Consider the following 24930-nt stretch of genomic DNA (forward strand, 5'->3'; position numbering starts at 1 on the left):
AAATTTGTGTCCTGTAGACAGTGCAAATCGAATAAAAATAATTATATAAACCTAGGCTAGGTTCGGTTAATCAAATGAAAATAACGTCGTCTTTAGGCTCACTGTTGGCTAGCAGTCTGTCTATCGAAAAAAAACAGCGAGCGCTGATAGAGCTCGTTATTAGTACTTATCAGCCACAAGAACGCACTGCTCTTTTCCAAACCATTACAAAATATCGCACAAGCCAGCTGGAATTGCTTTTCCCTGAGCATCAAAATAACAGCTTCTCAGTGCTATTTGAATTGATGGACTATCGCGATCTCATCCAACGCTATCCAAACACTTTATCGACAGAGATGACGTTGCTGGAAACGGCAGCCGGCGATTGTTACACACATTGGTTAGACTTTTGGTGTGAATGTGAAATTGCCGCAATAAAAGCGAAATCACCATTCGATGCGAGTGTATCCTCTCATATAGAACTCCCTATCAAAGACAGCGCTTACTACGGTGCCATCATTGAACAGATAGAGAATGATCAGCTTATGGTGCAAACACCCTGTCACCCTCAAGCTATGCCAATCAGTGATGCCATCGCGTTAAGTAATCTTGAGGTTTTTATCAAGGGAGAGAAATGGTTTGAGATGCTACCTTTACTCCACCTTTCACAAACGGGTAAGCACTTTATTTTACTCAAACACCCGACCGATGAAGCTTTCCCAACCCTAGTTTCTTCTGCGTTGATTCAAGATTGGTCTAAGAATGAAACTTGGTTAAGTTACGCGCCACCGTTCAGCAATGAACAGTGGCAATACTGTTTACCCGATCATGGTTACGATGATTTGGCTGGGTTACAGATATTTACACCGTCTACACTGTCAAAATGTCATTCTCTCCTAGAATTTGATAATAAGTTTCAGTTACAATTGTCTGACAAAAGTGCCATATGTGAAGTGCTCCGCCTGACAGTAAGCGGTAATACTCAACAAAGACTCTATTTCCTCTATCTCGCCCAAAAAGAACTAATGAGTGTATTGCACCAAGTAGGGTACAAAATCGGCTTCACCATTATCGAGCAGCCTTTCATGCTCCAGTTTTATCAAGCTATCGATCCCAAAGCGTATTTCCATTCCGGATATTGCGAGTTGAATGATGACGGTACAACCATTTATCGTGGATTGTGGAATTTCGAAGTGATGGTCAAAGTATTTAATAACACCGATTTTCGTCGCTACAAACGCGCAGTGCGTGAGAGTAGAAAGCTAGGCTCAGCAGAAAAAGTAAACTCAGTAAAAAAAGTAAGCTCGATAGAAAAACTAAGTTCGGTAAAAAGAGATGAACATGTTTGATTTCGGCCTAGAGGCGATCATCTATGCCAAAGCGATAACGCTTCTTATGACGGCAGCAATCGTAGTGATGTGGTTACTCTACTATTGCTATCGTCTGAAGCAAAAAAATGAAGCCATCGCGGGCACGCACCATGTGCCTTACATTGCTTACTCGGTTTGCATTGTTGCGTGGATCAGCAGCAACGCGTATTTCCATACTGACTTATTACCGGAGCTTGGCGCTTCGGCCGCGGTGTTGGCGGCAAAATTTGCCAATCTCGCCTCTTTCTTTGCGTTTGCATTTGCCTACTACTTCTCGTGTCAGCTCGCAGCCGAGCAACGCAATGGTAAAGTACACATATGGCAACAGGCTATTTTTGTCGGATCATCAGTCTATGCCCTCTTTATTAATTTAAGTCCGGGGTTAACCGTTGAACACGTCGACATTGTCGGCCCAAGCCAATTCGTTATTGAGTTTGGTCCTCATACACCATATTTCTTTATCGGACTGGTGAGCTTTGTTGTCCTGACCTTAACCAACCTTGTGGCCATGCGAGCTAATAGCAGCAAACTCATACTCGCCAAAACCAGTTACATGATTGCGGGCATCTTAGTTTTCATGCTTTCTACCGCAACCATTCACCTTGGCATGACATACTTCATGCATGATTTCTCACTAACCTGGTTACCACCAGCGTTGTCTATTAGTGAGATGCTGTTCGTTGGTTATGCTCTGCTGACCTCTCGCTTCTACAGTGTTAAATACCTAGCTTATATGAGCCTTAACGCGCTATTGGTGTGTGCAATTTTAGTGATACCTTTCGGCGCAATATTCATCCCATTGACCGACAACAACCAATGGCTAATCGCAATACCTATCTGTGCGCTTATCGGCATCACTTGGCATGTACTCTATAAACGCGTGAGCCATTACGCCTCTTTATTGGTTTACAGAAACAAGAAAACGCCTGTACAGCAAATCCTTGCTTTAGAAGAAGACTTCAAACTATCTATTGATGACGCGATGCGTCGCTTGGGTAACCTACTGCAAATTCCAGAAGACAAATTGCGCCTCGTTAACAGCAACTACAACGAGACCTTCTACGAAGACTACCTTTCAACAAATAAGTCCGTTTTGTTATTCGATGAACTTTCTGAAGAGTTAGATTACGCAGAGCCCACGAAAAGCTCGATCAGGGCGCTTTATGACAAGATGAGCTCGAATAACACTGCCTTAGTTATGCCTTTGTTTGGTCAAGGGCAGTCTGTCTCGCACTTATTGATATCATCACACAAGAGCAACGACCAGATGTTTTCTAATGAAGAAATCTTGGCACTGCAAACCCTGTTAACTCGTGTGCAAAGTACCATCGAAGCTGATAGACGCATTCGTCAAAGCCGTGCACTAGCGAACTCAATTGCTCATGAGATGCGTAACCCGCTCGCTCAAGTACAATTGCATTTTGAAGTACTAAAGCAGCACATTGATAACCAAGCACCAGCAAAACAGATACTGCTTGATATTGAGAACGGCCAAGCTGCCATTCAACGTGGGCGACAATTGATTGACATCATCTTGCGTGAGGTCAGTGACAGCTCACCGGAGCATGGGCCGGTTGCGATGACCTCTATTCACAAAGCTGTGGATCAGGCAGTAAGCCAATACGGTTTTGAAAACGAGAAGATTATTGAGCGAATTCGTTTACCACAACATGCTGATTTTGTCGCAAAACTCAATGAGACCTTATTCAACTTTGTCATTTTCAACCTGATACGTAATGCGATCTATTACTTTGATTCTTATCCAGAGAGCCAAATTGAGATCAGCACTAAAACCGGATCGTACGAGAACATTCTCATCTTCCGAGACACAGGTCCGGGCATTGACGAAACCATTGCTCATAAGATTTTCGATGACTTTTTCTCGTATCAAAAAAGTGGTGGTAGCGGCTTAGGATTAGGTTATTGCCAACGCGTAATGCGCTCATTTGGCGGTCGAGTTGAGTGCCACTCTAAACTGGATGAATTTACTGAATTCCACCTATATTTCCCAGTGGTACCTAATGCGCCCAAAGCAGACGCGCTTCGTACGCCTGATTTCAATGATTGGAAGCAAAGCCAATCAACGAGTGAAGATAAAACCAAAGCGGATATACAGGCAGGTTTACAAACGAATCAACATGATCCAAGTAGCGTTCAAGAACACGTAAACCATGACGCACCGACCGTTCTTATCGTCGATGACAAAGAGGTACAGCGCACACTTGTTCAAATGTACTTAAACCGACTTGGTGTAAATAGTTTACAAGCAAAAAATGGTGAAAATGCCGTTGAGCTTTTTAGAAGCAATCAAGTCGATTTGATCTTAATGGACGTGCAAATGCCTGTAATGAATGGCTTTGATGCAAGCCAGATCATCAAAGCGCGCTCACCTCAAACGCCAATCATTGCACTGTCTGGGGAATCCGGGCAACACGAACTGGACATGATCAGCAGGTTAATGGATGGTCGCCTAGAGAAGCCAACCTCTTTGAATGCACTGCAACATGTACTCGATAACTGGTTGAAGAAAGACATGAGATCGAACGTTTCTAAAGAAACACAAAGTGAGGACTAGATGCAATAAAGCCGCTGATCCTATGAGAACAACGACTCGATAAGTAAACCAGCAATTGGACAACCCAGTGATTAATCAAAAATCCCCGCAAGAGCCTTTCTTGAGGGGATTTTAAAATTCAAAGGGCTCGGTATCAATAATTGACTAAAGCTCTTTCATCTCGATTTGGCGCAATGCTTCCATGTACTCTAGAGTCTCGTTTACATCGATTGGTTCGTATAAGCGCAGTACTCCCGCCCAACCTTCAGAAACTTCAAAGTCATATTCAGCACCAGTATCACAATTGAACGTGACCGAAACGGTACCATCACCGTTGTCACGCATGGACTCGCCAGACGCATAGAATTGCTCAGAATCAATCCAACCGTTTGCGCCATAAGTGGTCAAAGAGTAATAACCGCCACGACCTTCAAAGTCTAGGTTCGGTGTTGGAATCGTCCACTCTTGGCAGGTAGTTTTACCTTGGCCGGGAACACGCTCCAAATATTGCGCTGTATCTGCCGGTAGCCCTGCATAGCCAAACGCCGTCACATATTTAAAATGGTGATCTTCCACGTCATCTAACGTGGCGCCAAACCCTTTCAAGCCCTCAATCGGTGCGCCATGTTTCATCACGTTGTTGATGAGTTTTAAACGGTAATCTTCAACGTCGCTTGGGTTGTAACCTTTGCCTTGATAAGGCGTGGCTGAGTTCGCTTTTATAGAGAGTAGACTCTGGCGGCGCTTAGTATCTTCAATGGATTCTGCAATGCGTGTTCTCGCTAATACATGGACATGAGTACCGTTCGTCAGATCATCAGCGGTTAGAGTTAGCGTTTCGCCACGGCGAACCACTTTATGCAGAAGATGATTTTCGTCCATGATATGAATGATCTGGAAATAATCGTTATCTTCTTTTGGTACATGGAACGTTGCACCTTCTGATACGTCAACCACCATCGTCGAGTAAACGACATCACGATTTGAGCGAATCACCGTTTGTGCGTCTTTGGATACTGGGTCTGCGTGCAGCCAATGGTTTACGCCCACTTTGTTTTGTAATCCAAGGAAGTTCCAATCAGACTCGGCTTCAGGGTAGTTATCCCAGTTAACACCACCAACGGCAGCATGGTCATAGGTAGATGAACGATTGTTGTCCTCTGCCGTTACACCAAATGCGGTTAATGCTAGTAGCGTCGCTAACGTCGTTTTATTCATGATGGTTTCTCGTGTTTGTTTCGATGAGCTCAGTATGTAGATGCGCCGTGATATACTCCAATTGATTATATGAAAACAAGATATACACTTTAGGTATATCTAATCATCTTTGTTCTGGATCCCACAATGATAATAAGTAACCGCTTTAAGCGCTTGGACCTCAACTTACTTAAAGTATTGAAGGTGTTGATCGAGGTGAAAAACACTCGAAAGGCGTCAGAACTCCTGTTTACGAGCCAACCCTCAATCAGTCGTTCATTACAAAAGCTACGCGACTACTTTGACGATGAGTTGTTTATACGCTCACAACATGGTTTAGAGCCGACCGCTAAATTACTTGAAATTAAACAAACCTTGATGCCAGTGTTACTACAATTAGAACAAGTGCTTGAACCAGAATCTGAGTTTGATGTCGCTCAATTTGATGGCACCGTGAACATTGCTATCAATGGATTCATTGCCAATAGCATCTCGGCGAAGCTGATTAATATTCTGTTAGCACAAGCCCCGAAGGTGAAAGTGAACATCGTCGATTGGGGAGTAAATACATCGGACTTGATGACCTCTGGTGAAATCGACTTAGGAATCAATTACTACCCATTAGAATTATCTAAGCAGGTATACCAAAAACGAATAGCGAATGATGACTTTGTCTTGATCTGCCGCTCTGGGCATCCCCTTGCTGACTCATTATTACCACAAGATCAGGAAGAGCCGCTTCAATTAGCAAGCTTAGTAGTGAGTGATTGGAACGAGAATATAGCACTTGCCCCTAACGTGCTAGCGGACGTCGGAATCAATACTGAAGTGAAAATACGATCGACCTATCTACACAGTTTATTGTCAATCGTAAAACAGAGTGATGTGTTGTTCCCTTGCTCTAAATTACTAGCGAACTCACTATCTGATGAGTTTTCATTTGTGAAATTCCCTCACATACCCAATATGCCGAACAGTGATATTGGCATGACCATTGGACGTAAGCACCGTAACCAATCCAAAATACGCTGGCTTGAATCGTGTATTGAAGAAGTGTTCACAAGATAACGGTGTGCTTGTTATCACCAACAAAGACAAACCAGACTAGCTATTACGAGTGATTAGCATCCACCATCGCAGTTTCAATCAAATCCAGTAGCCATTTGTATTTTGAGGAATGTTGGTTTTTCTTGTGAAGATAGGCGAATACCTCCATTTCCTCAGCCCCCTCCTCTAATCCTTCAATCACGATTGAGCGCAATACTCCCTTATGTTGTTCAATCACTGGAGGCATACAAGGGGCAATAATGTTGGAGTGCTTGATCGTTTCGATGAGTCCTACAATTGACGTGGTTCGAAGCGCCATATTGATCGACTTGCCTTGGCTTAAAACTTCTTCTTCCAATCGCGAGTGCTTGTTTTGGTCGAAGTAAGCGAGGTCAACATGAGCGAATGGAAAGGGCAACAAATCATCAATTGTAGCGATAGACGCCTTGAAAGGGTGATCAGCCCTTACCGCCAATACAAACTTTAAGGTCACGAGAGGCACGGCAATGATCTCGGCAGGCAGGCTCTCCGCTTCAAAATGAATAACAAAATCAACGTCGTCACTTCGAAGTCTTTCTAACGAGTTTTGGGAACTAGTATGGCTTATCAGCCTAGAAAGCGGGCTTTCCATTGAGAGTTGATGGAAGAGAGCTGGTGTTAACCAAGGCAAAATATGAGGGTTCGCCTCTATCTTAAAATCTTCATTTAGATCGGCAGGAGCAAACTGCTTGCCCTCCTCTATCGCCGTGACTAATCCGTCCAATAATGGAAAAACACGTCGATACAAATCATCGGAATAAGGCGTCGGTAGAAACTGCTTATAAGACAAAACAAACAGCTCTTCACCTAACGATTCCTTGAGCTTTTTGATGCTTTGGCTTACCGCGGGTGTCGAAACAAACAGTTTTTCGCCGGCTTTGCGCAAGCTCTTTTCCTGATACACCACCACAAAAACTTTCAGTAAGTTCAAATCGACATTGTTCAGTTTCATAACACAACCATAAAGCACAGATTAACGAATGGTTAAGTTTATATGAATTAACTTAACAATGTCCACTTTGTATAGTTATCCCACATTCACGAATTACACGGACGTAGTGAGATAAATTTATGAGGCAACTATGTTATTACACCGTTCAATCCTTTCTCTTACTTCTTTCCTTTTCGCTGGTTTAGCTATCGCGGAAGAAACCGAAATTCAAGATATGTCCGACCCTCTGGCGGTGTATACACAAGGTGGCTTTGGTTACACAGATAAAGGCCTAAACCTAAAAATAGGCCAAACCTACGATACTGGTAGCGACACAACCATGGGCATGAATGTGTTCGAAATAAAAGGCATCGCCGGTGAAGCCGTTGGTTGGAACAACCGAGGCGCAGACGACAGTATTGATTCAATTCGTTTTAGAAACTTCGGTGTGGATTTAACCAATGGCCGAGGTACACAAGTCGATATGTCTTGGGATTTCGATAGTAATCAAGGTAGTGCATCTTACAGCTTTATTCAGGCGCTACCACAGATGGGCATGTTTAACTTCTATCCGCTTGCTGGTCTCGGTATCGCTGCAGGTGAAGAGTTAGTTGAAGGGACTGGAGGCGACCTCGATGCCGCGCAGCTCAGCGATCGCTACAACATGCACGGTACTTTCTACGTAGCGGGTATGTACGCCAAGATGCAACTTACCGACAAAATTTGGCTGAACTATAACCCTATGTATTTAGGCACAATGTCTGGTTCTTCAACGTTCAAAGATCATGGCTTTGAAGGCAGTGATTCTGTACTCGCGCATGAGTTTGCAGCAAGTTACCAAATTAACCCAAGAGCCAACGTTCGTTATTTCGCAAACTGGACAGAAAACACCAGTATCGAAGACGGTGATCACCGTATCGAATTTAACTATCAGTTTTAAGCAGTAATTTTCTGTGCGGATAAGCTCTTGCAGTCTTAACCCATGATTTCTGTTTGACGAGCTATTTCAGTTTAACGAGCAATTTCAGTTTTAACGAACAATTTCAGCTTTAACGAGAAATTCCAGTTTTAACGAACAATTTTGAGTTTTTGAGGACACATTATGAATATGATATCTAAAGCCTTTGTCGGAAGTTTCACTTGCCCATTACGATCTGCTGCCATGCTCGTTTCTGTAACGGCTTTATTTTCAGCAGCGGCGATAGCCGGAAACGATGATGCAACAGAAACGATCCAGACGCGTGCAGGTGACTTTACTTTCGAAACCGACTTTCTTCACGGCATTCCAACACAAGCAAGCTCAGAGAAGCTATTTGAATTAATGGATTATCAACGCGCGTCACAAGCGTACATTTGGTCGGTACCTTTAGTCTCGAACTACGCGTGGAAAAAAGCGTATGCAGATATGGGGGCAGAAGATGGCCAAATCACCTACGTTGAGTCTCATGAATCCAAGCTGGGCGGCTTAACTTACAATACCTCTACGCCTTATGCGATTACCTGGTTTAACGTAGAGAAAGAACCAGTAGTGATTGAGATCCCGACGGATGAGTTGCGTGGCGCAGTACACACCATGTGGCAAATTGGCATTTCTCAGATGACAGAACCGGGTGTTTATGTTGTAAAAGCGAAAGGTTCTGAAACGCCGAGCAACCTTCCAAAGGGTGCAAAGGTATTTGAGTCTGACACAAACAATGTTTTCTTCGGTGTTCGCTTAATGGCTAAGTCAGAACAACAACGTATGAAAGATTTAGAAGCGCTAAAAATCACAGACCTCAGTGGCAAACTACTTAGCAATAAAGGGGTGAACTTCCCTGAGCGTGGCGAAGATGCCAAACACCCGCGTGGCATGGCATTTTGGGAAACGCTAAATGAAGCAATCCAATCTGAGCCAGTAGCAGAGCGCGATCGTATGATGCACGACATGCTGCGCCCATTAGGCATTGAGAAAGATAAAGCGTTTACGCCATCAGCTCAACAACGTGAGATTTTAGAGCAAGCTGTCATCATGGGTGAAGCTATGGTTAAGAACATCGACTTCAACAAAACGGAACGCTTGCCACACGCAGCTTACGGTAATGAAGGAAATTCGTGGGAAATAGCAACCGCTTCGACTCCGAACCAAGATCGTGACTACGGTATGGATCTCGATGGACGTGCGGCTTGGTTTTATGAAGCGGTGACCAACGATATTGCGATGCACGGTTTTGAAAACGGCGGTTGGGGTCAGATCTATCTAGACAATTACCGTGACGATAATGGCAACGGACTTAATGGCAGCAATCACTACACTTTGACACTGGATGGGGATGTAAATTTTGCCGATTTGTTCTGGACAATTACCGTCTACAACGTCGAAAACCGTGCCATCATCGACAATCAGATTGAGCGTGCCGATGTCGGTTCAAACATAGAAGGAACGGTTAAAGATACTCAAGGTAACTACACGTTCCACTTCTCACCAACAAAGCCAAATGGTGTAAATGAAGCGAACTGGGTTCAAACCCGAGAAGATGAAAACTGGTTTGTTTACTTCCGCGCATATTCACCAAGCAAAGCGTTTGTAGAGCAGCAGTCTGAAACCTTACTGCCTAACTTTAAGCGTGTGGACTGATCATCTAGAACGAATCACAGATCATTTATCTATGCGTCTAAAAACTAACAGGTTCATAGAGCAAAAGAAAAGAGGAGCCTCAGTACTCCTCTTTTTCTTTTCTATCTTCATCTAATAACTAGGTAAGACCTTGATAGATTTAATCTAAAACCGAACGAACATAATCAGCAATGTCTTGGTTTTGGCAGTTATCAAAGAAACATTGCTGGAAACGCTCGCTGCCAACCGCTGTCTTCACTAACTCTTGATCGATCGCTCTTAGCGAGTCAATAAAGTTATCTTTCACTACCGCCGCTTTCACCTCATTTAACAGTGCTGCGTTACGCTGTTGTGGTTCTGCTCGCTCTAGCGGATACCCGTTACCACGCTCGCCTGTAAACGCTTTTTCAAAGATATAACGAATGTTGAGTTCACCAGCCCAGCCAAAGCCTTTAGCAAAAGCGAGAGCGAGAGCATTGCCGTTATTGATTTGGTTAAACAAGAACGCATCTGATGGTTCTAAACAGTAACCACAAACCACACCCGGATGCAGGTTCAGTGACATCAAAGCACCTTGCCCTGTTCCACATCCCGTCACAACAAAGTCCACAGCCTTTGAGTTGATGAGAATACTCGCCATGATACCTAAGTGGATATACGTTAAGTGGTGATCATTCTCGTCGGTCATACCTAAGTTGAAAACATCGTGACCAATGCCACCTGCCACTGACTCTAGCTCAGCTGCAACCATGGCATTTTTACCTGCCTGACTGTTTTCCATCATTAAAGCGATTTTCATTTATGTTCTCCTGCAAGATTGCTGCAAATTTAAAATTCTTAACCGAGTTTGTTACAAGGTCAGTTAACGAGCTAACCAACCACCGTCAACAGCAATGGTATAGCCGTTAATGTAATCCGATGCTGACGATGCTAAGAACACACATGGGCCAGCCACATCTTTCGGTGTACCCCAGCGTTCAGCCGGAATACGCTCAAGAATCGCTTGATTGCGCTCAGCATCTTCACGCAGAGCTTGAGTATTGTTCGTTTCCATATAACCGGGGGCTATCGCATTGACATTGATATTATCGCGTGCCCATTCGTTCGCCATCGCACGTGTCATTCCCATCACTGCGCTCTTTGAGGCAGTATAAGAAGGCACGCGAATACCACCTTGGAACGAGAGCATTGATGCGATGTTAATGATCTTACCGCCAGTACCTTGAGCCTTGAACTGCTTCGCAACAGCTTGAGACATAAAGAAAACGGTCTTCGTATTAACGTTCATCACGTCATCCCAATTTCGCTCTGAGAACTCAATGGCGTCTTCACGACGAATGATTCCAGCATTGTTCACAAGGATGTCGATCTGACCAAACTCAGTCAAAGCTTTCTCTATAATGCCTGGAATGCACTCTTGCTTTAGAAGGTCGGCACGTACATCTAAAAACGTGTGACCTGCGGCATTCATTACCTCAATCGTCTCTTTCGGCTCAGTACGATTAACGCCAACAACCTTACAACCAGCTTCAGCTAAACCCATTGCAATACCTTGTCCAAGGCCAGTATTACAACCAGTCACTATCGCTACTTTTCCTTCTAAACTAAATGACTCTAACATCTGTTCGCTCGCTCAATTACGTTTGGAATGGTGACATATCATTACCACCACCCAATTAAATCATACAATACGATATTAAAACGAGACTGACGTTAAAGAACTTGGATCAAAACCCGTTGAACAAGTTGAAACGAATACAACAAAGTAAATGGACAGGGTGCGTGATTTGAAGAAGAGTAAACCGGTAACCGTTTAGGAATATTGAGCCCGTAAATTATCTAAAACAGATATTTCAGCTATTTGGCAACAATCCCATGATTTAAAAGGCTAAACGGTATATACATAATAATGTGTTATTAAAAGTATTGAATTATCATGACGCTCAAAGAAATCCTGAAAATCCCCAACGTCCGCTACTTCTTAATGTTTAGAAGCAGTTACTTTGCGCGTTTTTATTACCCTGTATTCACCCTACTCTATTTAGATTACGGCTTAACCCTTTCTCAATTCGCGATGCTTAACGTGGTTTGGGCTGCCACTATCGTACTTGCTGAAGTGCCATCAGGGGCATTCGCCGATACCTTAGGGCGTAAGAAACTTGTGGTGTTATCTTCGATTGTGATGTTTGTTGAAATCACCATGATCGCCGTTGTGCCGACAGGAGATCCTAATCTGGTCTTCATCGTCTTCTTGATTAACCGAATATTAAGTGGCTTAGCAATGGCACTGGCTAGCGGGGCCGACGAGGCATTGGCTTACGACACCTTGAAAGAGCAAGGTAATGAAGAGTTATGGCCGCGAGTGTTACAAATCCAACTTCGTGTCACCTCAACCGTCGGCATCTTTGTCACATTGATTGGTGCAGCGATTTACGACGTGAACTTTATGACGAACATCTTTCATTTCATCGGATTAGCCGAGCCAGAAAGCACCAAAGACCTGATGCGTATTCCGGTGTTCGCCACCCTATTTGTCGCGATGATCGCCATTTATGCGGCTATAAACATGCGAGAAGAGAAAAAGATCCTACCAAGCGGCCAAACCAAGTTGGCTACATCTATAGCTAGCCTTAAACTAACTGCCGATACTGGTAAGTGGGTACTCGCTACGCCTTATGTGTTTTTCATATTGCTCTACTACAGCCTGTTCGAACACACCTCGCGAATGTTCCTAACCATGAACAGCCAATACTACTTGGCCATTGATATTCCAATTATCTACTTTGGTTTTATTGGTGCGGGTATCAGCTTGCTTAAGATTATATTGGCAGGGCAAAGCCGTAGGTTGGCAGAAAGCATCGAGCCTAAAACCTTCATTGTGGTCATGGGTTTAGCGAGCATGGCGACCTACTATTGGATCAGCTTAGGTTGGTCGATCTATGGTGTGCTCCCTGCACTGGTACTTATCTTTATCATCATGACGATGAACATTTTCATTAGTTACCACCTAAACAAAAAGACCGAATCGCACAACCGAGCCACTGTTCTTAGCTTTAAAGGCCTGATGTTTAATCTCGGATACGGTTTGACCGGTATTTTGTATGCTTACTATTATAAGTTGGTGTCGCAAGGCTATACCGTTCAAGAAATAGAACAGAACTTCGCTTTCTTAGCTTCACTGTCTTCGTTTTTCTATTACTTCACTCTGTTGTTCATTTCGATCAGCGCACTGTTCTATTTCAAGAACCGAAAAGAGCCAATTTTTTGAAGCGGTTAGCTATATTGTGTTGAAGTTCAATGAGCTGACTCTTCAAAGGTTAGCTCGCACAAAGTTCTGATTTACCCAAATAGACTATCGCCTGAAAATAGACGCTCAATAAACAAACAAGCCCCTTCTTCTATTGGTTAAATTTGTTAATATAATCATAATTTTATATAACATACGGAAGCGTCATGTCATTTAGTTGGATAGCCTTTACTCTTCTCGCAGCCTTCAGCCAATCTTGGCGCAATGCATTTCAAAGTAAACTAGCTGGCACCATGAGTGTGGCAGGTGTGACGCTGGCTCGCTTTATCTGGGCAGGCCCAATCGCACTTATTTATCTCTGTGCACTCTATCAATGGCAGCCAGTTGCTATTCCTAACTTTTCCGGCGAGTTTGGTTTTTACATCGTTGCAGCAGCGATCATGCAGATCCTTGCGACAGGGTTAATGGTGATACTATTTAAACTCGAAAACTATGCGATTGGTGCCGGACTTGCTAAGTGTGAAGCCCCCGTTTCGGCGGTTCTTTCTGTATTGTTCTTTGGCACCGCTTTAACGATGACCGGCTGGATAGGGGTTCTTATTGGTACGTTAGGCGTACTAATCATGAGTAGTTCTTCGGGTTGGCGAAGCTTGTCTCCGAAAGTATTTTTGTTAGGTATGGCGTGTAGTACCGCTTTTGCTTTAACGTCTCTTTGGGTACGTGAAGCAAGCTTGAGCATAGGGCTTCCCTTCCCTCATAGCGCTGCTTGGGTACTGTTTCTGGTGATAACTCTTCAGACATGCATTATCTGTACGTATCTCTTTTTCAGAGAGCGAGACACGCTGCGCCAGATATTCAAGAAATCTAAACTGGTCGTGATGACAAGCCTAGCGAGTGTTATCGGTTCTCTGGGTTGGTTTAGCGCGATGTCGCTTCAAGCCGTGCCTTATGTAAAAACACTCGGGCAAGTCGAAGTGATCTTCATGGTCTTAATATCCTACTTCTGGCTGGGGCAAAGTATTGCTCGCAAAGACATTCTTGCGCTCATCTTGCTTTCTATCGCAGCGGTATTGGTTATGTGGCAGTGATGAGCTCGTTAATATGACTAGGACAAATTGAAGTCATATTGCGACCGTTTGTCTTCGCTTGATATAACGCTTTGTCGGCTCGGCTAATAAACCCATTCCAACTCTCATGCGGGTGAAGCTGAGCAACACCAAAACTCGATGTCAGAAACATCTCATGTTCTTGTACTGCTGATACCTCTGAAATAGATAATCGCAGCTTGCAGGCAATAGCCTGTGCTTGAAGAAAATTAAAATTGGGCAATAAAATCATTATCTCATCTCCGCCAAAACGAAACGCACTGGCTTTGGGCGATGTTTTTATCGCACCTTGAACCATTTCAGCAAAAGACTTGATGACGAGATCACCCACAATGTGCCCGTGTTGATCATTGATCGACTTAAAATTATCAATATCCATCATAATGGCACTGACAGGCGTAGTACCCGCCTGCTTCATGATGACTGGTACCATTTCATCTAATGCTCTGCGGTTTCCCAGTACCGTTAAGGGATCGCTGTAGGACAGCTCGTGAATAGAACTAAGCAACCTTGCATTAATCAGCCAAAGCATTGTAAAGCTCATCGACACGATAAGAACGATGCTCACTAAAAAGGCAAGTTGATGAATGAGAGTGGCCGCCATGAAATCCTGCAGCTCAGCTGAAAACAACGTCACCATTACTCGGAAAACCATAAACCCGCCATATATCGTAAATGACATGGCCATCATCCGAATACCTAGGGTCAAGTCATCACGCCGGCCCTTTAATACCGCAAAGGCAGTGCAAAAAGTCACAAAAGCCAGATATAAACTAATGAGGATAATTCGAGCCTTGATGGAAGGCTCATAGTACGTGAAGTAAATAAAACATGGCAAAAGAGCCAACATCATTAGACTACTGAGGTAGGTGCATTTGAGAGAATATTCTCGAAACAGACATAAGCTATACAAGGCGAGATGAAAACCAAGCGCAATGACCATATTGGCACCAATAACGGTGACCCAATCAGGGAATTCCCCTCTTAGGCTCAACATCAACGGCCCTGTTCCGATAACAAATATTGAAATGGAAAAGATTGAAAGCCCTTTAATCGGCTGTTGAGTGAATTGAAATAACAATAAGCCAATACAGTAAATGAAAGAGAACAAAATAATAATGAAATTAAGTGTTCTCATATCCAGCGAAAAACCATCCATGATTTTCTATCTTCCATACGCAAACCAAATCACAACATGGTTAATAATCATACAAACCAAAGAAACATTCACTATATGAATCCTTGTATTTTATAAAATAAGGGGTAGATCACATATGCAGAGATTTTTTTCGCATGAGTCCATGATCTGGATAGGCATGTAAAACTCGCCCACATGGCTTCATAGCATCACGGAATCTACAGGCTTCTGCACTCGTTACTTGGTCGAATGACGACTGTCTGGCATTATGCGCCCAAGAAATCTCTAGGGGCTGTTGACCTTTCGAGCTAGCTTTTACAGCATCTTGTGGAAAATTTATTCAAGGAAGAGGCTTTGACGTGTAGCTGGCCTACATGAAAAGCCGATAACGCAGTAGAAATGAACCACAAGAGCTGCCCGAAGGGTTCGAGCTAGGCGCCCCCGCAAAAATCGTTTTATGCTTTGTTTAAGAATATTTGCTTAGAATGACTAGGCTACATACTCTTCGCCGCGCCTAAAACGAATTTGACTAGGCGTCCCCATCCGAACAAAACTTAACCACGAAAGGTCAACAGCCCCTAGTTATTACACAGTAAAGAATGAATGAAGGTAGTCAGTGGTAGAAAACAGCCAACAATTAAGTGACCGTTACAACGAACATGGTTACTTTGTTATCAGAAATTATTTCGATGAAGCTCAAATGGCATCGCTTAGAAAAGTCGTGCTGAAATTCCATGAATCATGGAAAGCAGACAACGAAAAATTCTATAAAGAAGAAGCATTTAACTCGTCTTTAATTACCGGAAGCGAATATTTGCCTGCCGATGATAGAAGCGTGCTTTTTGACTTCATCAGCTCAAAACAAGTGATGGGCGTTGTTGATGCAGTGATTCCGAACAAACCGGCATTCATGAACACGCAGCTGTTCTTCAACCCTGTGAACCCGCAACAAAAAGACTTCTGGCATCGTGACTGTCAATACGACTACGACGTTGATGACCAGATGAAAGTCATCATGGAAACCCAAGTATTGCACCTGCGAGTCCCTATTTTTGACGAGCCCGGTATGGAGCTTATCCCCGGCACACACAAGCGTTGGGACAACGAAGAAGAATACAATGTTCGCCAAGAAGAAAACGGCAAAGTGAGCAGTGATGATATATCTGGCGGTAAGCAGATACCGTTAGCCGCCGGTGACTTATTGGTGTTTTCAGCGGATATGATCCACCGAGGCCGCTATGGCTTGGATCGTTTGGCTTTGGATATTTTGATCTTTGACTCGGCGGCAGACTATGTCGACTACGTTGATGACGATTGTCTGCCAACGCCAGCCATGCTGAGCAATATTACCGACCCAAGATTGTTTATGAACACGCTACACTTAAAATCAATGCAGTACTCATAATCCATAAAGGTACCCGAACTATGACTGACACTAAGCAAAATACCCGAATTAGCCAGTTCCGTTTCGGTCAGCCAAAAGAATCTCTCAAGTTAGAACATGTCACTTTAGGGGCACTAGACAAAGATAAAGTTCGCGTACAAATTGAAGCCACTAACATTAATCCTAGTGATCTGTTGTCGATTTATGGTGTGGGCCAATACAAACATAGCCACCAGCCGCCGAGAGTGCCGGGATTTGAAGCGGTAGGAAGGATTGTAGAGTCCAGCCATGCTGAGTTTGCAGTGAATCAGCGAGTGCTCGTAGCAACCAGTGGAACGTGGCAGAACTATGTCGATGTATCACCAGATGACCTGTTCCAAATTCCTCAGCATCTAGAAAATGGCTACGCCTGTCAGTTGTACATTAATGCGCTAACCGCATGGGTGTTGACGACAGAAGTGGCTAAGCTGAACCAAGAAGATGTATTGATCATCAATGCTGGTAGCTCAGCCATCGGTAAGATCTTTTCCCAGTTATCAGCATCACTCGGCTTCAAAATCATTGTCGTTACATCACAGCCGGAACAATACCCAGCCACTTCTAGTTGGGCGTTAGATTCGAACGCTGATCTAGTTTCTCAAATTAAGGCGTTAGGCTTGCCTATGCCAACCGTTGCCTTTGATGCGATTGGCGGTTCACCCGGAACCGACCTTATTCACACCCTTGGCAACAAAGGGCGTTTTATCAACTATGGGACGCTGTCTCTGGATTTTTACGAACCACGCTTTTTTGAGCACGCGAGAAGCCAAGGCATCGATTTCAGCACCTTCTTCTTACGTTATTGGGAAGAAGCGGAAGGTAAAGATGTTCGCCGTGAAAAGTTCACGACCATGCTAGATCACTTCATCACAAACGATATTCAGCTCGACGTCGACCGCTATCTGCCATTCGATGAAGTGCAAACCGCGATTGATCTCATTGAATCGAAAACCACACGCTTGAACGGCAAGATCATCTTACTGCCTGTTTAGTTTGGTGGAATTGAGAGCACACTATTTACGCCAAACAAGATACAAAACGAACAACCCGCCAAGAGCCGCCGTCACAATACCTACAGGCAGTTCTTGTGGCGCTAATATGGTTCGGCTAATAACATCCCCAAACAGTAAAAGCACCGCGCCCCACAAGGCAACCAAAGGCAGAGCTCGCTTGTGAGTGACACCTGAAAATGGTCGTACTAAGTGGGGTACCATCAAGCCAATAAAACCGACCACTCCGGTCATCGATACAATCGACGCAGTGCAAAACGCGCAACAAAGAAAAATCTCTCTTTGTAGGCGGTGTACATTGATCCCCAATGAGCTTGTCGTCTGTTCACTCACCAACAAAGTATCGAGCTCCCGATAACGTTTGAAAATCAACGCTATAAGACACAACACACCCGCCAAGGCAAAAATCAAATTATCCCAACGCGCGAGTCCTAAGCCTCCCATCGTCCAGAATAAAATCGAACTCGCCGCTCTCTGGTCGCCTGAATAAATCAAAAAACTCGTGATGGCTCCGAATAAAAATGAGATCGCCAAACCACACAAGATCAAGTTGTCATTGCCTTTTTTCTTCTGCATCGAAAACAGAATCAGAACGGCCGTCGCCGACACAATACCGCCCGAGAATGCAGCCAGTGGCAGTGACCAAACACCCAGAGCATCTCCCACTTTGGTGATCACCAACACAGCACCAGCAGACGCGCCAGATGACAAGCCAAACAGAAACGGATCCGCCAGATCATTCCGTGTCGAGGTTTGAAGTAACGCCCCAACCATCGCCAACCCTGCACCCGCGATAACGGCTAACAATGCTCTCGGTAACCTCAAATCGATCAGTATTCGACTCGTCATATCCGGCGTTGAATCATTGAAAGAACTCAACCCTATGAGCACATCCTTGAAAGACAAAGGAACCGAGCCAAATTGTAAACTCATCATGAAGGCGATCAGCATGGCAGTGATACCTATTAGCCATGCTGATCGATATTTATCAAATAAAATCAAGGAACTACTACTTTTATCAATAACAAGATTTTCTATGACTACCTTCCCGATCACTCAGAAACGAACGCCTCTGCAAGTTTCTCAATGGCATCGATATTGGCAGGCCCAGGAGTGAGTTGCTCATAACGCAGTTTGACATAGCGACCAGAAGTGACCGCATTGGTGTATTTCATTAACGGATGGGCTTCGAGGAAACGTTGCAACGAATCGGCACCACTCGCCGATTGGTAATCAAGAAGGATAATCACATCTGGGTTTTCACGAGCGACATTCTCCCAAGACGTTCTTGCCCAGCTTGCTTCCATGTTGCCTGTAATATTTTGGCCACCAGCAGCTTCAATCATTGCATTTGGCATTCCGTACTTACCCGCGGTGAAAGGCTTGTCTTCACCCGAATCAAACAAGAACACTTTTGGGCTCGACTTACCTGATGTTTTTTGCTTTTCTGCTACTTTTTCAACTCTCTCTTTCCAGTTGTTTACCAAAGCCTCGGCCTCTGGTTGCTTGTCGAAAATAACGCCTAGCTTTTGCATGTCGCCATAAAGCAGATCCATTGTCGCGCCTTCCTTTTGACTCTGGGTATGAATACAGCTTTCAGAAAGTACCAAGGTATCAATCCCGTATGGCTTCACTGTTTGAGGTGTCACTTCACCACCCACTTTCATTCCGTAATTCCAGCCAGCGAAAAAGAAGTCAGCATCAGCAGCAATCAATGTTTCTAATGAAGGATACTTAGGTGCTAGCTCAGGAATATCTCCTAAACGTTCTTCAAACGAATTCGACATCTTGTACCACCCTGTAATACCCGTAACGCCCACCATCTCCTTTTGAAGACCAAGAGCAAACGCCATCTCGGTCATATTGATGTCGTGTATAACCGCACGCGAGGGGCGCTTTTCAATGGTCAGTGGGCTCCCGCAGTTATCAACCGTCACTGGGTATTGAGTGCTTGTCGCATGCGCAAAAGAGAAAGGTAAAAGAAACAAAAGACTGGAAATTACAGGCCACTTCATTGGGCTGCTCCTATTAAAGAGTGATTAGAGAGAGTTAAGTGAGTTGAGTAAGTTGATGCAGCTTCAAAATGATGGATGGTGCTGCATATAACAGGATGATTGAACGTAAGAACGCGCAATCCAAAAACAGGGATCATGTATCGGTCTTGCATCACGGTCTCTGGGTCTGAGAACGCCACCATCTTTTGGTGTGACATCAACAAGACTTTGTCGGCGAATGGCGCGACCAAAGGTAAATCGTGCAGCACCACAACAGACGCAATGCCGCGCTGTTTAATTAGGCTCAGAAGTTCAAGGCGAGCGAGAGGATCAAGGTGGTTTGTAGGTTCATCTAAGAGTAAAAGCCTCGGCTCTTGTGCAAATGCGCGAGCAATACTTGCACGTTGCTGTTCACCACCGGATAGTTCACCAAAGCACCGCTGGCTTTTGTGAACAAGCCCGACATCTTGCATCGCCTGCTGAACCGCTCGTTGGTGCTCTTTTGCGCTACAACAAAACGTATGAGGAGTTCGGCCTAAGCCAACATACTCAGCAACACTCAAACGAGGATCAACATGCTCATGTTGAGTAACCACCGCGACTTGCTTGGCTATCTGCTGCCGCTCAAGGCTTCCAAGCGCAATACCAGACAACATCAACTCACCCGCGACGGTTTTGTATTCGCCTGTAATGCCTTTCAGCAAACTGGACTTTCCACTTCCATTGGGGCCAATGATGGCAACGCATTGACCATCGTTCACATCAAATGTCACGTCGGAGACGGCTCTCCAGTTAGCCAAACCATCAGCGCAGAGCCCGCGCACAGACAATACAGGTTTATTCAAATTCCCACCGAGCATCCAAAAACAACACTTATTGTTACGTTATAACATAACAATAAGTTAAAGATATAGTTAATAATAGAAATATTAAGACCGCGCTAAGAAGTAATGGGAATGGCGGGATAACCCAATCACCTTAAACAAAGACAGAAGTGCTTACGGAAATTGATTCACTGAGAAAGTTTGATTCAAGGAATTGAGTATTGAGAACGCAGCAAAGAGTTGTAATGCGTTTCTCCATAATTTAAGTGGTTACGAGATGGTCATGAATCACATTTATTTGAAACATCAGTAAGTTACATCACTATAAATATGACACTGATCACCCATAAGGTAATCTCGATTCTATATGGTAGCGTCATACTTAAAACCACGATGTGAACATACTTATGAAAAGACACCTACTATCAAGCGCCATCCTACTCTCTCTAGCCTTTCCCACCTTTGCTGCTGATGGCGACATACACGATGTCACGATACTGGGTACTTCAGATATCCACGGTCATTTTATGGCGTGGGATTACGCGGCAGATAAACTCAACACTCGTGGTAGCTTGAGCCAAATCGCGACCAAGGTTGGTGAGATCCGCAAAGAGCAATCTAACATTATCCTTGTCGATGCTGGCGACACCATCCAAGGCAACTTCGTAGAAACCTTCAAAGACGAGCCTGTTGATCCAATGATGCTTGGCTTTAATCACATGAAATACGATGTATGGGTTTTAGGTAACCACGAATTCGACTTTGGCCTTAAAACGCTCAACAGAGCCGTTACCCAATTTAAAGGGCAGTCTCTCGGCGGCAACATCAAGAACAAAAACGGAAACCCATTCTTGCCGGGTTACACCATCCTTGAACGCGGTGGCATTAAGATCGGTGTGATAGGAATGGATACCCCAATGACGGAGGTCTTTGCGCAAGGCACCAACCGTTTAGAAGGCGTCACTTTCACTAACCCAACCTTGGAAGTGAAGAAAATCGTCAAAGAAATTGATGATAAAGTGGATGCCATTGTATTGGTTGCCCATATGGGGATTGAGAACGAGAATGACATTGCTGACACCGGTGTCACCGACATTGCCAACGCAAACCCAGAGCTCGATGCCATCGTCGCTGGCCACATGCACACTCGCATCGATAAAGCCGTTGTGAATGGCGTTATTATTACTGAACCCGACAAATATGGCCGCGCCCTATCTCGTATTGATCTTCAATTTGAAGAGCGCGATGGCACATTCACTCTCGTCAACAAAGACAGCTTCACCTATAAAATTAAAGGTATAGATTCTGATCAGAATATGGACGAGCTATACCAGCCTTATCACAAACAACTCCGAGAAATGGCGAACAGACCTGTCGCTCAGCTTACCGGCGTTGATTTAGTCCCTGAAAATGAAATCCGCGGTATCCCTCGAGTCCACGTTCAAGACACAGGCATCAGTGCGCTATACCAAGAAGCGAGCTTCTTCTATGCACCCAAAGCCAATGTCATCGCACTTCAAATAGACAACGACAATGCAGAGCTTGATGTGGGCCCAATCAAAGCCAAAGACATCGCGTACAACTACCAATACGCGGGTGGCGAAATCACTGTCTACCAGATGACAGGTAAAGAGCTGAGAACCTACATGGAATGGTCTGCTGGTTACTTCAATTCCGTACAACCCGGTGATGTCACCTACAGCTTTGACCCTGAACGTAGAGCTTCAAAATACTCAACCAACGACTTCTTCGCAGGCGTGACTTATACCATCGACCTTACTCAACCTGCAGGTACACGCATCACCAACCTCGCGTTTGCAGATGGCACTCCAGTTACAGATGAAACAGAAATCCGTATTGGTATGAATAGCTATCGAATGGGTCATCTAACCAAGAAAGGCGGCGTGCTAGAAGGTGAATCGTTCCCTGTACTCTTTGATACAGAAGCAGAGTATGGAGAAGAAGCCGGCACGATCCGTAACATGACCATCAAGTATCTTAAAGAAGAAAAGAACGGCAAGTATGAAGGTAAAACTCAGCAGCGATGGGCACTTTCGGGGTTAGAGAACCGCTACAATGAACAGCGAGAGATCGTAAAGTCATTGATTAATGATGAAACCATATCAATCCCCACCAGTGACGATGGCCGCTACACAAACATCGCTTCTATCAACGTGAAAGAACTGATGTTCAAATCTGACGAAGCCAAACAAACAGCCATAACCACACGCGAAAAGAAACTGGCGCAAGCTAGTGAACAAGAGAGCAAACAGATCAAACGCGAAATCACTCTGATCAAAGCACTCAACTAATCCCTGACCTCAAACCAATAACGACTTAACGACGCTTAGAGCGTGGTTAAGTCGTTAAAAATAGTATCTTATACTTGTCCTATAGCGTTCCTACGCTCTCTTAATACACATACTGACCAAAAGCATCTCATCCTCACCAAGTGAAACGGTTTAGATTGAACATCCCAAACGTTTCTGGACAATACTTTGTAGCGAACTTTATATTATTAAGTGAACTCGGATAGCTTCAGCGGCTACACAAAACTTCCAATCGCCCACAAAGTCATGGTCAATTTTGCTCAGCCAATACATGCAAACGGAAAACCTTTAAAGAGGACTGAGTATCAGTATTGATTCATCCTTCTAGCGAAGTCCTAAAATGAGATATTCCTGACAAGTTCATTTGCTGTGACAGCCCTTAAGTGATAATACCCCTGTACCATGTCACAACCAACCTCTTCAAGGTAGCGCTTTTGCTGCTCAGTTTCTACACCCTCCGCGACAACCGACAATCCCAGGTTCTGTGCTAAGTCTACCACTGATTTCACTATCATCTTGTCATGCACACTGGTTGCCAAGCTATCAATAAATGATTTATCAATTTTCAGTATCTGTGCGTTAATTCTTTTCAGGTACGATAGAGACGAAAACCCTGTACCAAAGTCGTCGATGGCGATACAAAATCCAACATGCTCTAACTGTTGCAGCACACGCATTGTTTTTTCTGGGTTACTCATCAGTACCGACTCTGTCACTTCTAGTTCAAAAATGGTAGGCGATAGCCCCTCCTCAGCAATAATACTAGTGATGCCCTCAAAGAAGTCAGGGTGTTCTAGTTGTTGAACGGAGATATTTATAGCCATTCTACCTGGTAGCACTCTGCCTTCAGATCGCCACTGACGCAATTGTTTACAAGCAGCCTTGATGACCCATTTACCGATAGGACACATTACTCTATGCTTCTCGGCAATAGGAATGAACTCTGCTGGGCTAATCATACCTAGTTCAGGTTCCTCCCAACGAAGTAGAGCTTCAACGCCTGCAACTTCAGCAGTCGCTGTATAAAATTTCGGCTGATACACCAGATGAAATTGGTCTGTGTTGTGTATTGCCTGCTTTAATCTGCACGATAAGTCAAATTCGCGATAAAAGTGTGTGCCTATCTGGTCCGTATAGGAGACAAAGTCCTGCTCAGCCGACTTTGCTTTATACATGGCTAAATCTGCATGCGAGAGAACATCATTAAATGTTATACCGTCCGAAGGCCATGTAGCGGCACCAATACTGACGCCAAGAAAGGCTTCTTCTTCTATATTAATTGAAATAGGTCGACTCAGTGTTGCTGCCAATTGAGCACCTAAGTTCGCTGTACTTTCTTTAGTTGCTCGTCGATGAATCACAACAAACTCGTCACCGCCCACTCTAGCAGCTAAATCACCTGGTGGAAGGGCTTGTTCAAGACGTCTAGCCACTTCTTTTAGTGCCATATCACCAGCAAGATGACCACTGCTATCGTTAAGTTCTTTAAATCGGTCTAAGTCCGCAAACAGTATTGAAAAGCTGTTCTCTTCAGTTGGATGGACGTCCATTAGCTTATTAGCTTCTTCGATAAAGTACGCCCGATTAGGTAATTCCGTTAGGCTATCAAAATGAGTCAATTTTCGTACACTTTCCTCTGCAATTTTTTGAAGAGTAATGTCTTTTTTTTCTGCCAAGTAACCAATAACTTCTCCTGTATCGCACGTTATCGGAGATATAACAGCTTCTTCAATATATTCAGTGCCATCCCTATGTATATTGAAAAATATCCCCTTCCAGGAGCTTCCCGCCTGTAATGTGCAATACATATCGCGGTAGCTATCAACTGGGGTGTTGTTTGATTTTAATATTCTTGGGTTCTTGCCAAGAACTTCATAGAGTGAATATCCACTCAACTCTTCAAATTTTTTATTGGCGTAGATAATATTTTTATCAACGTTTGTGATGACAACGGCGTTTTCACTCTGGTTTACGATAGAGAAAAAAAATGAAAGTTTTTCTTGTTGACTCATCATCGAGACGCTGTTATTTGGACTTAATGGGAACTCAGTGTAACCTTTATTAAGTGCATCGATAAGACGGTAACTACCTGACATAACGATGGTTTTATCTATTTTCATATATACTTCTGCTATGCTACATACAGAA

At 44.1% G+C, this 24930-nt stretch carries 19 protein-coding genes; 10 read left to right on the plus strand and 9 right to left on the minus strand.

What is annotated here, in order from left to right:
• Positions 1 to 74 precede the first annotated feature (74 nt).
• Together L3V33_RS04570 and L3V33_RS04575 are read left to right on the plus strand one after the other, a co-directional pair.
• A complete protein-coding gene (locus L3V33_RS04570; RefSeq protein ID WP_237289365.1) occupies positions 75 to 1328 on the plus strand; it encodes an acyl-homoserine-lactone synthase in 1254 nt (417 codons plus the stop codon).
• Positions 1321 to 3924 (plus strand): hybrid sensor histidine kinase/response regulator, encoded by a 2604-nt coding sequence (locus L3V33_RS04575; protein WP_237289367.1) that lies wholly within the window; start codon positions 1321 to 1323, stop codon positions 3922 to 3924. Before L3V33_RS04570 ends, L3V33_RS04575 begins: the two co-directional genes overlap by 8 nt.
• A 144-nt stretch (positions 3925 to 4068) precedes the next feature.
• On the opposite strand, the gene L3V33_RS23235 is transcribed toward L3V33_RS04575, so the two are convergent.
• Positions 4069 to 4359: a hypothetical protein gene (locus tag L3V33_RS23235; protein WP_346730170.1), complete on the minus strand. Its 291-nt coding sequence runs from the start codon at positions 4357 to 4359 to the stop codon at positions 4069 to 4071.
• Between the two features lie 888 nt (positions 4360 to 5247).
• On the opposite strand from L3V33_RS23235, the gene L3V33_RS04585 reads away from it, so the two are divergent.
• Entirely contained in the window at positions 5248 to 6168 is a 921-nt protein-coding gene (locus tag L3V33_RS04585; RefSeq protein WP_237289377.1) for a LysR family transcriptional regulator, read from the plus strand.
• 43 nt (positions 6169 to 6211) lie between these two features.
• Here L3V33_RS04585 and L3V33_RS04590 read toward each other — a convergent pair whose 3' ends face one another.
• Positions 6212 to 7138: a LysR family transcriptional regulator gene (locus L3V33_RS04590; RefSeq protein WP_145568998.1), complete on the minus strand. Its 927-nt coding sequence runs from the start codon at positions 7136 to 7138 to the stop codon at positions 6212 to 6214.
• Positions 7139 to 7268: 130 nt separating this feature from the next.
• Here L3V33_RS04590 and L3V33_RS04595 point away from each other — a divergent pair, with 130 nt between their 5' ends.
• Both L3V33_RS04595 and L3V33_RS04600 read left to right on the plus strand, forming a co-directional pair.
• Positions 7269 to 8057: a hypothetical protein gene (locus tag L3V33_RS04595; RefSeq protein ID WP_054545795.1), complete on the plus strand. Its 789-nt coding sequence runs from the start codon at positions 7269 to 7271 to the stop codon at positions 8055 to 8057.
• 162 nt (positions 8058 to 8219) lie between these two features.
• A complete protein-coding gene (locus L3V33_RS04600) occupies positions 8220 to 9731 on the plus strand; it encodes a DUF1214 domain-containing protein (RefSeq protein WP_237289379.1) in 1512 nt (503 codons plus the stop codon).
• Between the two features lie 139 nt (positions 9732 to 9870).
• Here L3V33_RS04600 and L3V33_RS04605 read toward each other — a convergent pair whose 3' ends face one another.
• Positions 9871 to 10509, minus strand: a complete 639-nt coding sequence (locus tag L3V33_RS04605; RefSeq protein WP_054545797.1) for an RpiB/LacA/LacB family sugar-phosphate isomerase — start codon at positions 10507 to 10509, stop codon at positions 9871 to 9873.
• Between the two features lie 63 nt (positions 10510 to 10572).
• Positions 10573 to 11331: a 2-dehydro-3-deoxy-D-gluconate 5-dehydrogenase KduD gene (gene kduD / locus L3V33_RS04610; protein ID WP_054545798.1), complete on the minus strand. Its 759-nt coding sequence runs from the start codon at positions 11329 to 11331 to the stop codon at positions 10573 to 10575.
• A 315-nt stretch (positions 11332 to 11646) separates the two neighbouring features.
• On the opposite strand from kduD, the gene L3V33_RS04615 reads away from it, so the two are divergent.
• Together L3V33_RS04615 and L3V33_RS04620 are read left to right on the plus strand one after the other, a co-directional pair.
• The gene (locus L3V33_RS04615) at positions 11647 to 12978 is read left to right on the plus strand and encodes an MFS transporter (RefSeq protein WP_237289388.1); all 1332 of its coding nucleotides are present in this window, start codon (positions 11647 to 11649) and stop codon (positions 12976 to 12978) included.
• Positions 12979 to 13163: 185 nt separating this feature from the next.
• Positions 13164 to 14045: a DMT family transporter gene (locus tag L3V33_RS04620; protein ID WP_237289390.1), complete on the plus strand. Its 882-nt coding sequence runs from the start codon at positions 13164 to 13166 to the stop codon at positions 14043 to 14045.
• On the opposite strand, the gene L3V33_RS04625 is transcribed toward L3V33_RS04620, so the two are convergent.
• Complete coding sequence (locus L3V33_RS04625) at positions 14032 to 15222, minus strand: GGDEF domain-containing protein (RefSeq protein ID WP_237289392.1); 1191 nt, start codon at positions 15220 to 15222, stop codon at positions 14032 to 14034. The genes L3V33_RS04620 and L3V33_RS04625 overlap by 14 nt on opposite strands.
• A gap of 595 nt (positions 15223 to 15817) precedes the next feature.
• Here L3V33_RS04625 and L3V33_RS04630 point away from each other — a divergent pair.
• Both L3V33_RS04630 and L3V33_RS04635 read left to right on the plus strand, forming a co-directional pair.
• Positions 15818 to 16606, plus strand: a complete 789-nt coding sequence (locus tag L3V33_RS04630) for a phytanoyl-CoA dioxygenase family protein (RefSeq protein WP_237289393.1) — start codon at positions 15818 to 15820, stop codon at positions 16604 to 16606.
• Between the two features lie 20 nt (positions 16607 to 16626).
• Positions 16627 to 17616 (plus strand): zinc-dependent alcohol dehydrogenase family protein, encoded by a 990-nt coding sequence (locus L3V33_RS04635; RefSeq protein ID WP_237289395.1) that lies wholly within the window; start codon positions 16627 to 16629, stop codon positions 17614 to 17616.
• A gap of 21 nt (positions 17617 to 17637) precedes the next feature.
• Here L3V33_RS04635 and L3V33_RS04640 read toward each other — a convergent pair whose 3' ends face one another.
• From L3V33_RS04640 to L3V33_RS04650, 3 genes are all read right to left on the minus strand, one after another.
• Positions 17638 to 18585, minus strand: a complete 948-nt coding sequence (locus tag L3V33_RS04640; RefSeq protein WP_237289397.1) for an iron ABC transporter permease — start codon at positions 18583 to 18585, stop codon at positions 17638 to 17640.
• Between the two features lie 101 nt (positions 18586 to 18686).
• Positions 18687 to 19649 (minus strand): ABC transporter substrate-binding protein, encoded by a 963-nt coding sequence (locus L3V33_RS04645; RefSeq protein ID WP_237289398.1) that lies wholly within the window; start codon positions 19647 to 19649, stop codon positions 18687 to 18689.
• Positions 19646 to 20488 carry an ABC transporter ATP-binding protein gene (locus tag L3V33_RS04650; protein WP_237289400.1) on the minus strand — a complete coding sequence of 281 codons (843 nt, stop codon included), beginning with the start codon at positions 20486 to 20488 and terminating at the stop codon, positions 19646 to 19648. The genes L3V33_RS04645 and L3V33_RS04650 overlap by 4 nt, the downstream gene beginning before the upstream one ends.
• A 371-nt stretch (positions 20489 to 20859) precedes the next feature.
• Here L3V33_RS04650 and L3V33_RS04655 point away from each other — a divergent pair, with 371 nt between their 5' ends.
• A complete protein-coding gene (locus L3V33_RS04655; RefSeq protein WP_237289402.1) occupies positions 20860 to 22764 on the plus strand; it encodes a 5'-nucleotidase C-terminal domain-containing protein in 1905 nt (634 codons plus the stop codon).
• Between the two features lie 353 nt (positions 22765 to 23117).
• Here the strand turns inward: L3V33_RS04655 and L3V33_RS04660 are convergent, their stop codons facing one another.
• On the minus strand, positions 23118 to 24902 hold the full coding sequence (locus L3V33_RS04660; RefSeq protein ID WP_237289404.1) for a GGDEF domain-containing phosphodiesterase: 1785 nt from the start codon (positions 24900 to 24902) through the stop codon (positions 23118 to 23120).
• Positions 24903 to 24930: the final 28 nt, after the last annotated feature.

The sequence above is a fragment of the Vibrio sp. A2-1 genome (assembly GCF_021728355.1).
GTDB classification, from domain to species: Bacteria; Pseudomonadota; Gammaproteobacteria; order Enterobacterales; family Vibrionaceae; genus Vibrio; species Vibrio splendidus_K.

Bases quoted from the DNA above. Each gene is read 5' to 3' on its own strand.
- L3V33_RS04570 (WP_237289365.1), top strand. From the start codon at position 75: ATGAAAATAACGTCGTCTTTAGGCTCACTGTTGGCTAGCAGTCTGTCT.
- L3V33_RS04575 (WP_237289367.1), top strand. From the start codon at position 1,321: ATGTTTGATTTCGGCCTAGAGGCGATCATCTATGCCAAAGCGATAACG.
- L3V33_RS04585 (WP_237289377.1), top strand. From the start codon at position 5,248: ATGATAATAAGTAACCGCTTTAAGCGCTTGGACCTCAACTTACTTAAA.
- L3V33_RS04590 (WP_145568998.1), bottom strand. From the start codon at position 7,138: ATGAAACTGAACAATGTCGATTTGAACTTACTGAAAGTTTTTGTGGTG.
- L3V33_RS04595 (WP_054545795.1), top strand. From the start codon at position 7,269: ATGTTATTACACCGTTCAATCCTTTCTCTTACTTCTTTCCTTTTCGCT.
- L3V33_RS04600 (WP_237289379.1), top strand. From the start codon at position 8,220: ATGAATATGATATCTAAAGCCTTTGTCGGAAGTTTCACTTGCCCATTA.
- L3V33_RS04605 (WP_054545797.1), bottom strand. From the start codon at position 10,509: ATGAAAATCGCTTTAATGATGGAAAACAGTCAGGCAGGTAAAAATGCC.
- kduD (WP_054545798.1), bottom strand. From the start codon at position 11,331: ATGTTAGAGTCATTTAGTTTAGAAGGAAAAGTAGCGATAGTGACTGGT.
- L3V33_RS04615 (WP_237289388.1), top strand. From the start codon at position 11,647: ATGACGCTCAAAGAAATCCTGAAAATCCCCAACGTCCGCTACTTCTTA.
- L3V33_RS04620 (WP_237289390.1), top strand. From the start codon at position 13,164: ATGTCATTTAGTTGGATAGCCTTTACTCTTCTCGCAGCCTTCAGCCAA.
- L3V33_RS04625 (WP_237289392.1), bottom strand. From the start codon at position 15,222: ATGGATGGTTTTTCGCTGGATATGAGAACACTTAATTTCATTATTATT.
- L3V33_RS04635 (WP_237289395.1), top strand. From the start codon at position 16,627: ATGACTGACACTAAGCAAAATACCCGAATTAGCCAGTTCCGTTTCGGT.
- L3V33_RS04640 (WP_237289397.1), bottom strand. From the start codon at position 18,585: ATGCTGATCGCCTTCATGATGAGTTTACAATTTGGCTCGGTTCCTTTG.
- L3V33_RS04645 (WP_237289398.1), bottom strand. From the start codon at position 19,649: ATGAAGTGGCCTGTAATTTCCAGTCTTTTGTTTCTTTTACCTTTCTCT.
- L3V33_RS04650 (WP_237289400.1), bottom strand. From the start codon at position 20,488: ATGCTCGGTGGGAATTTGAATAAACCTGTATTGTCTGTGCGCGGGCTC.
- L3V33_RS04655 (WP_237289402.1), top strand. From the start codon at position 20,860: ATGAAAAGACACCTACTATCAAGCGCCATCCTACTCTCTCTAGCCTTT.
- L3V33_RS04660 (WP_237289404.1), bottom strand. From the start codon at position 24,902: ATGAAAATAGATAAAACCATCGTTATGTCAGGTAGTTACCGTCTTATC.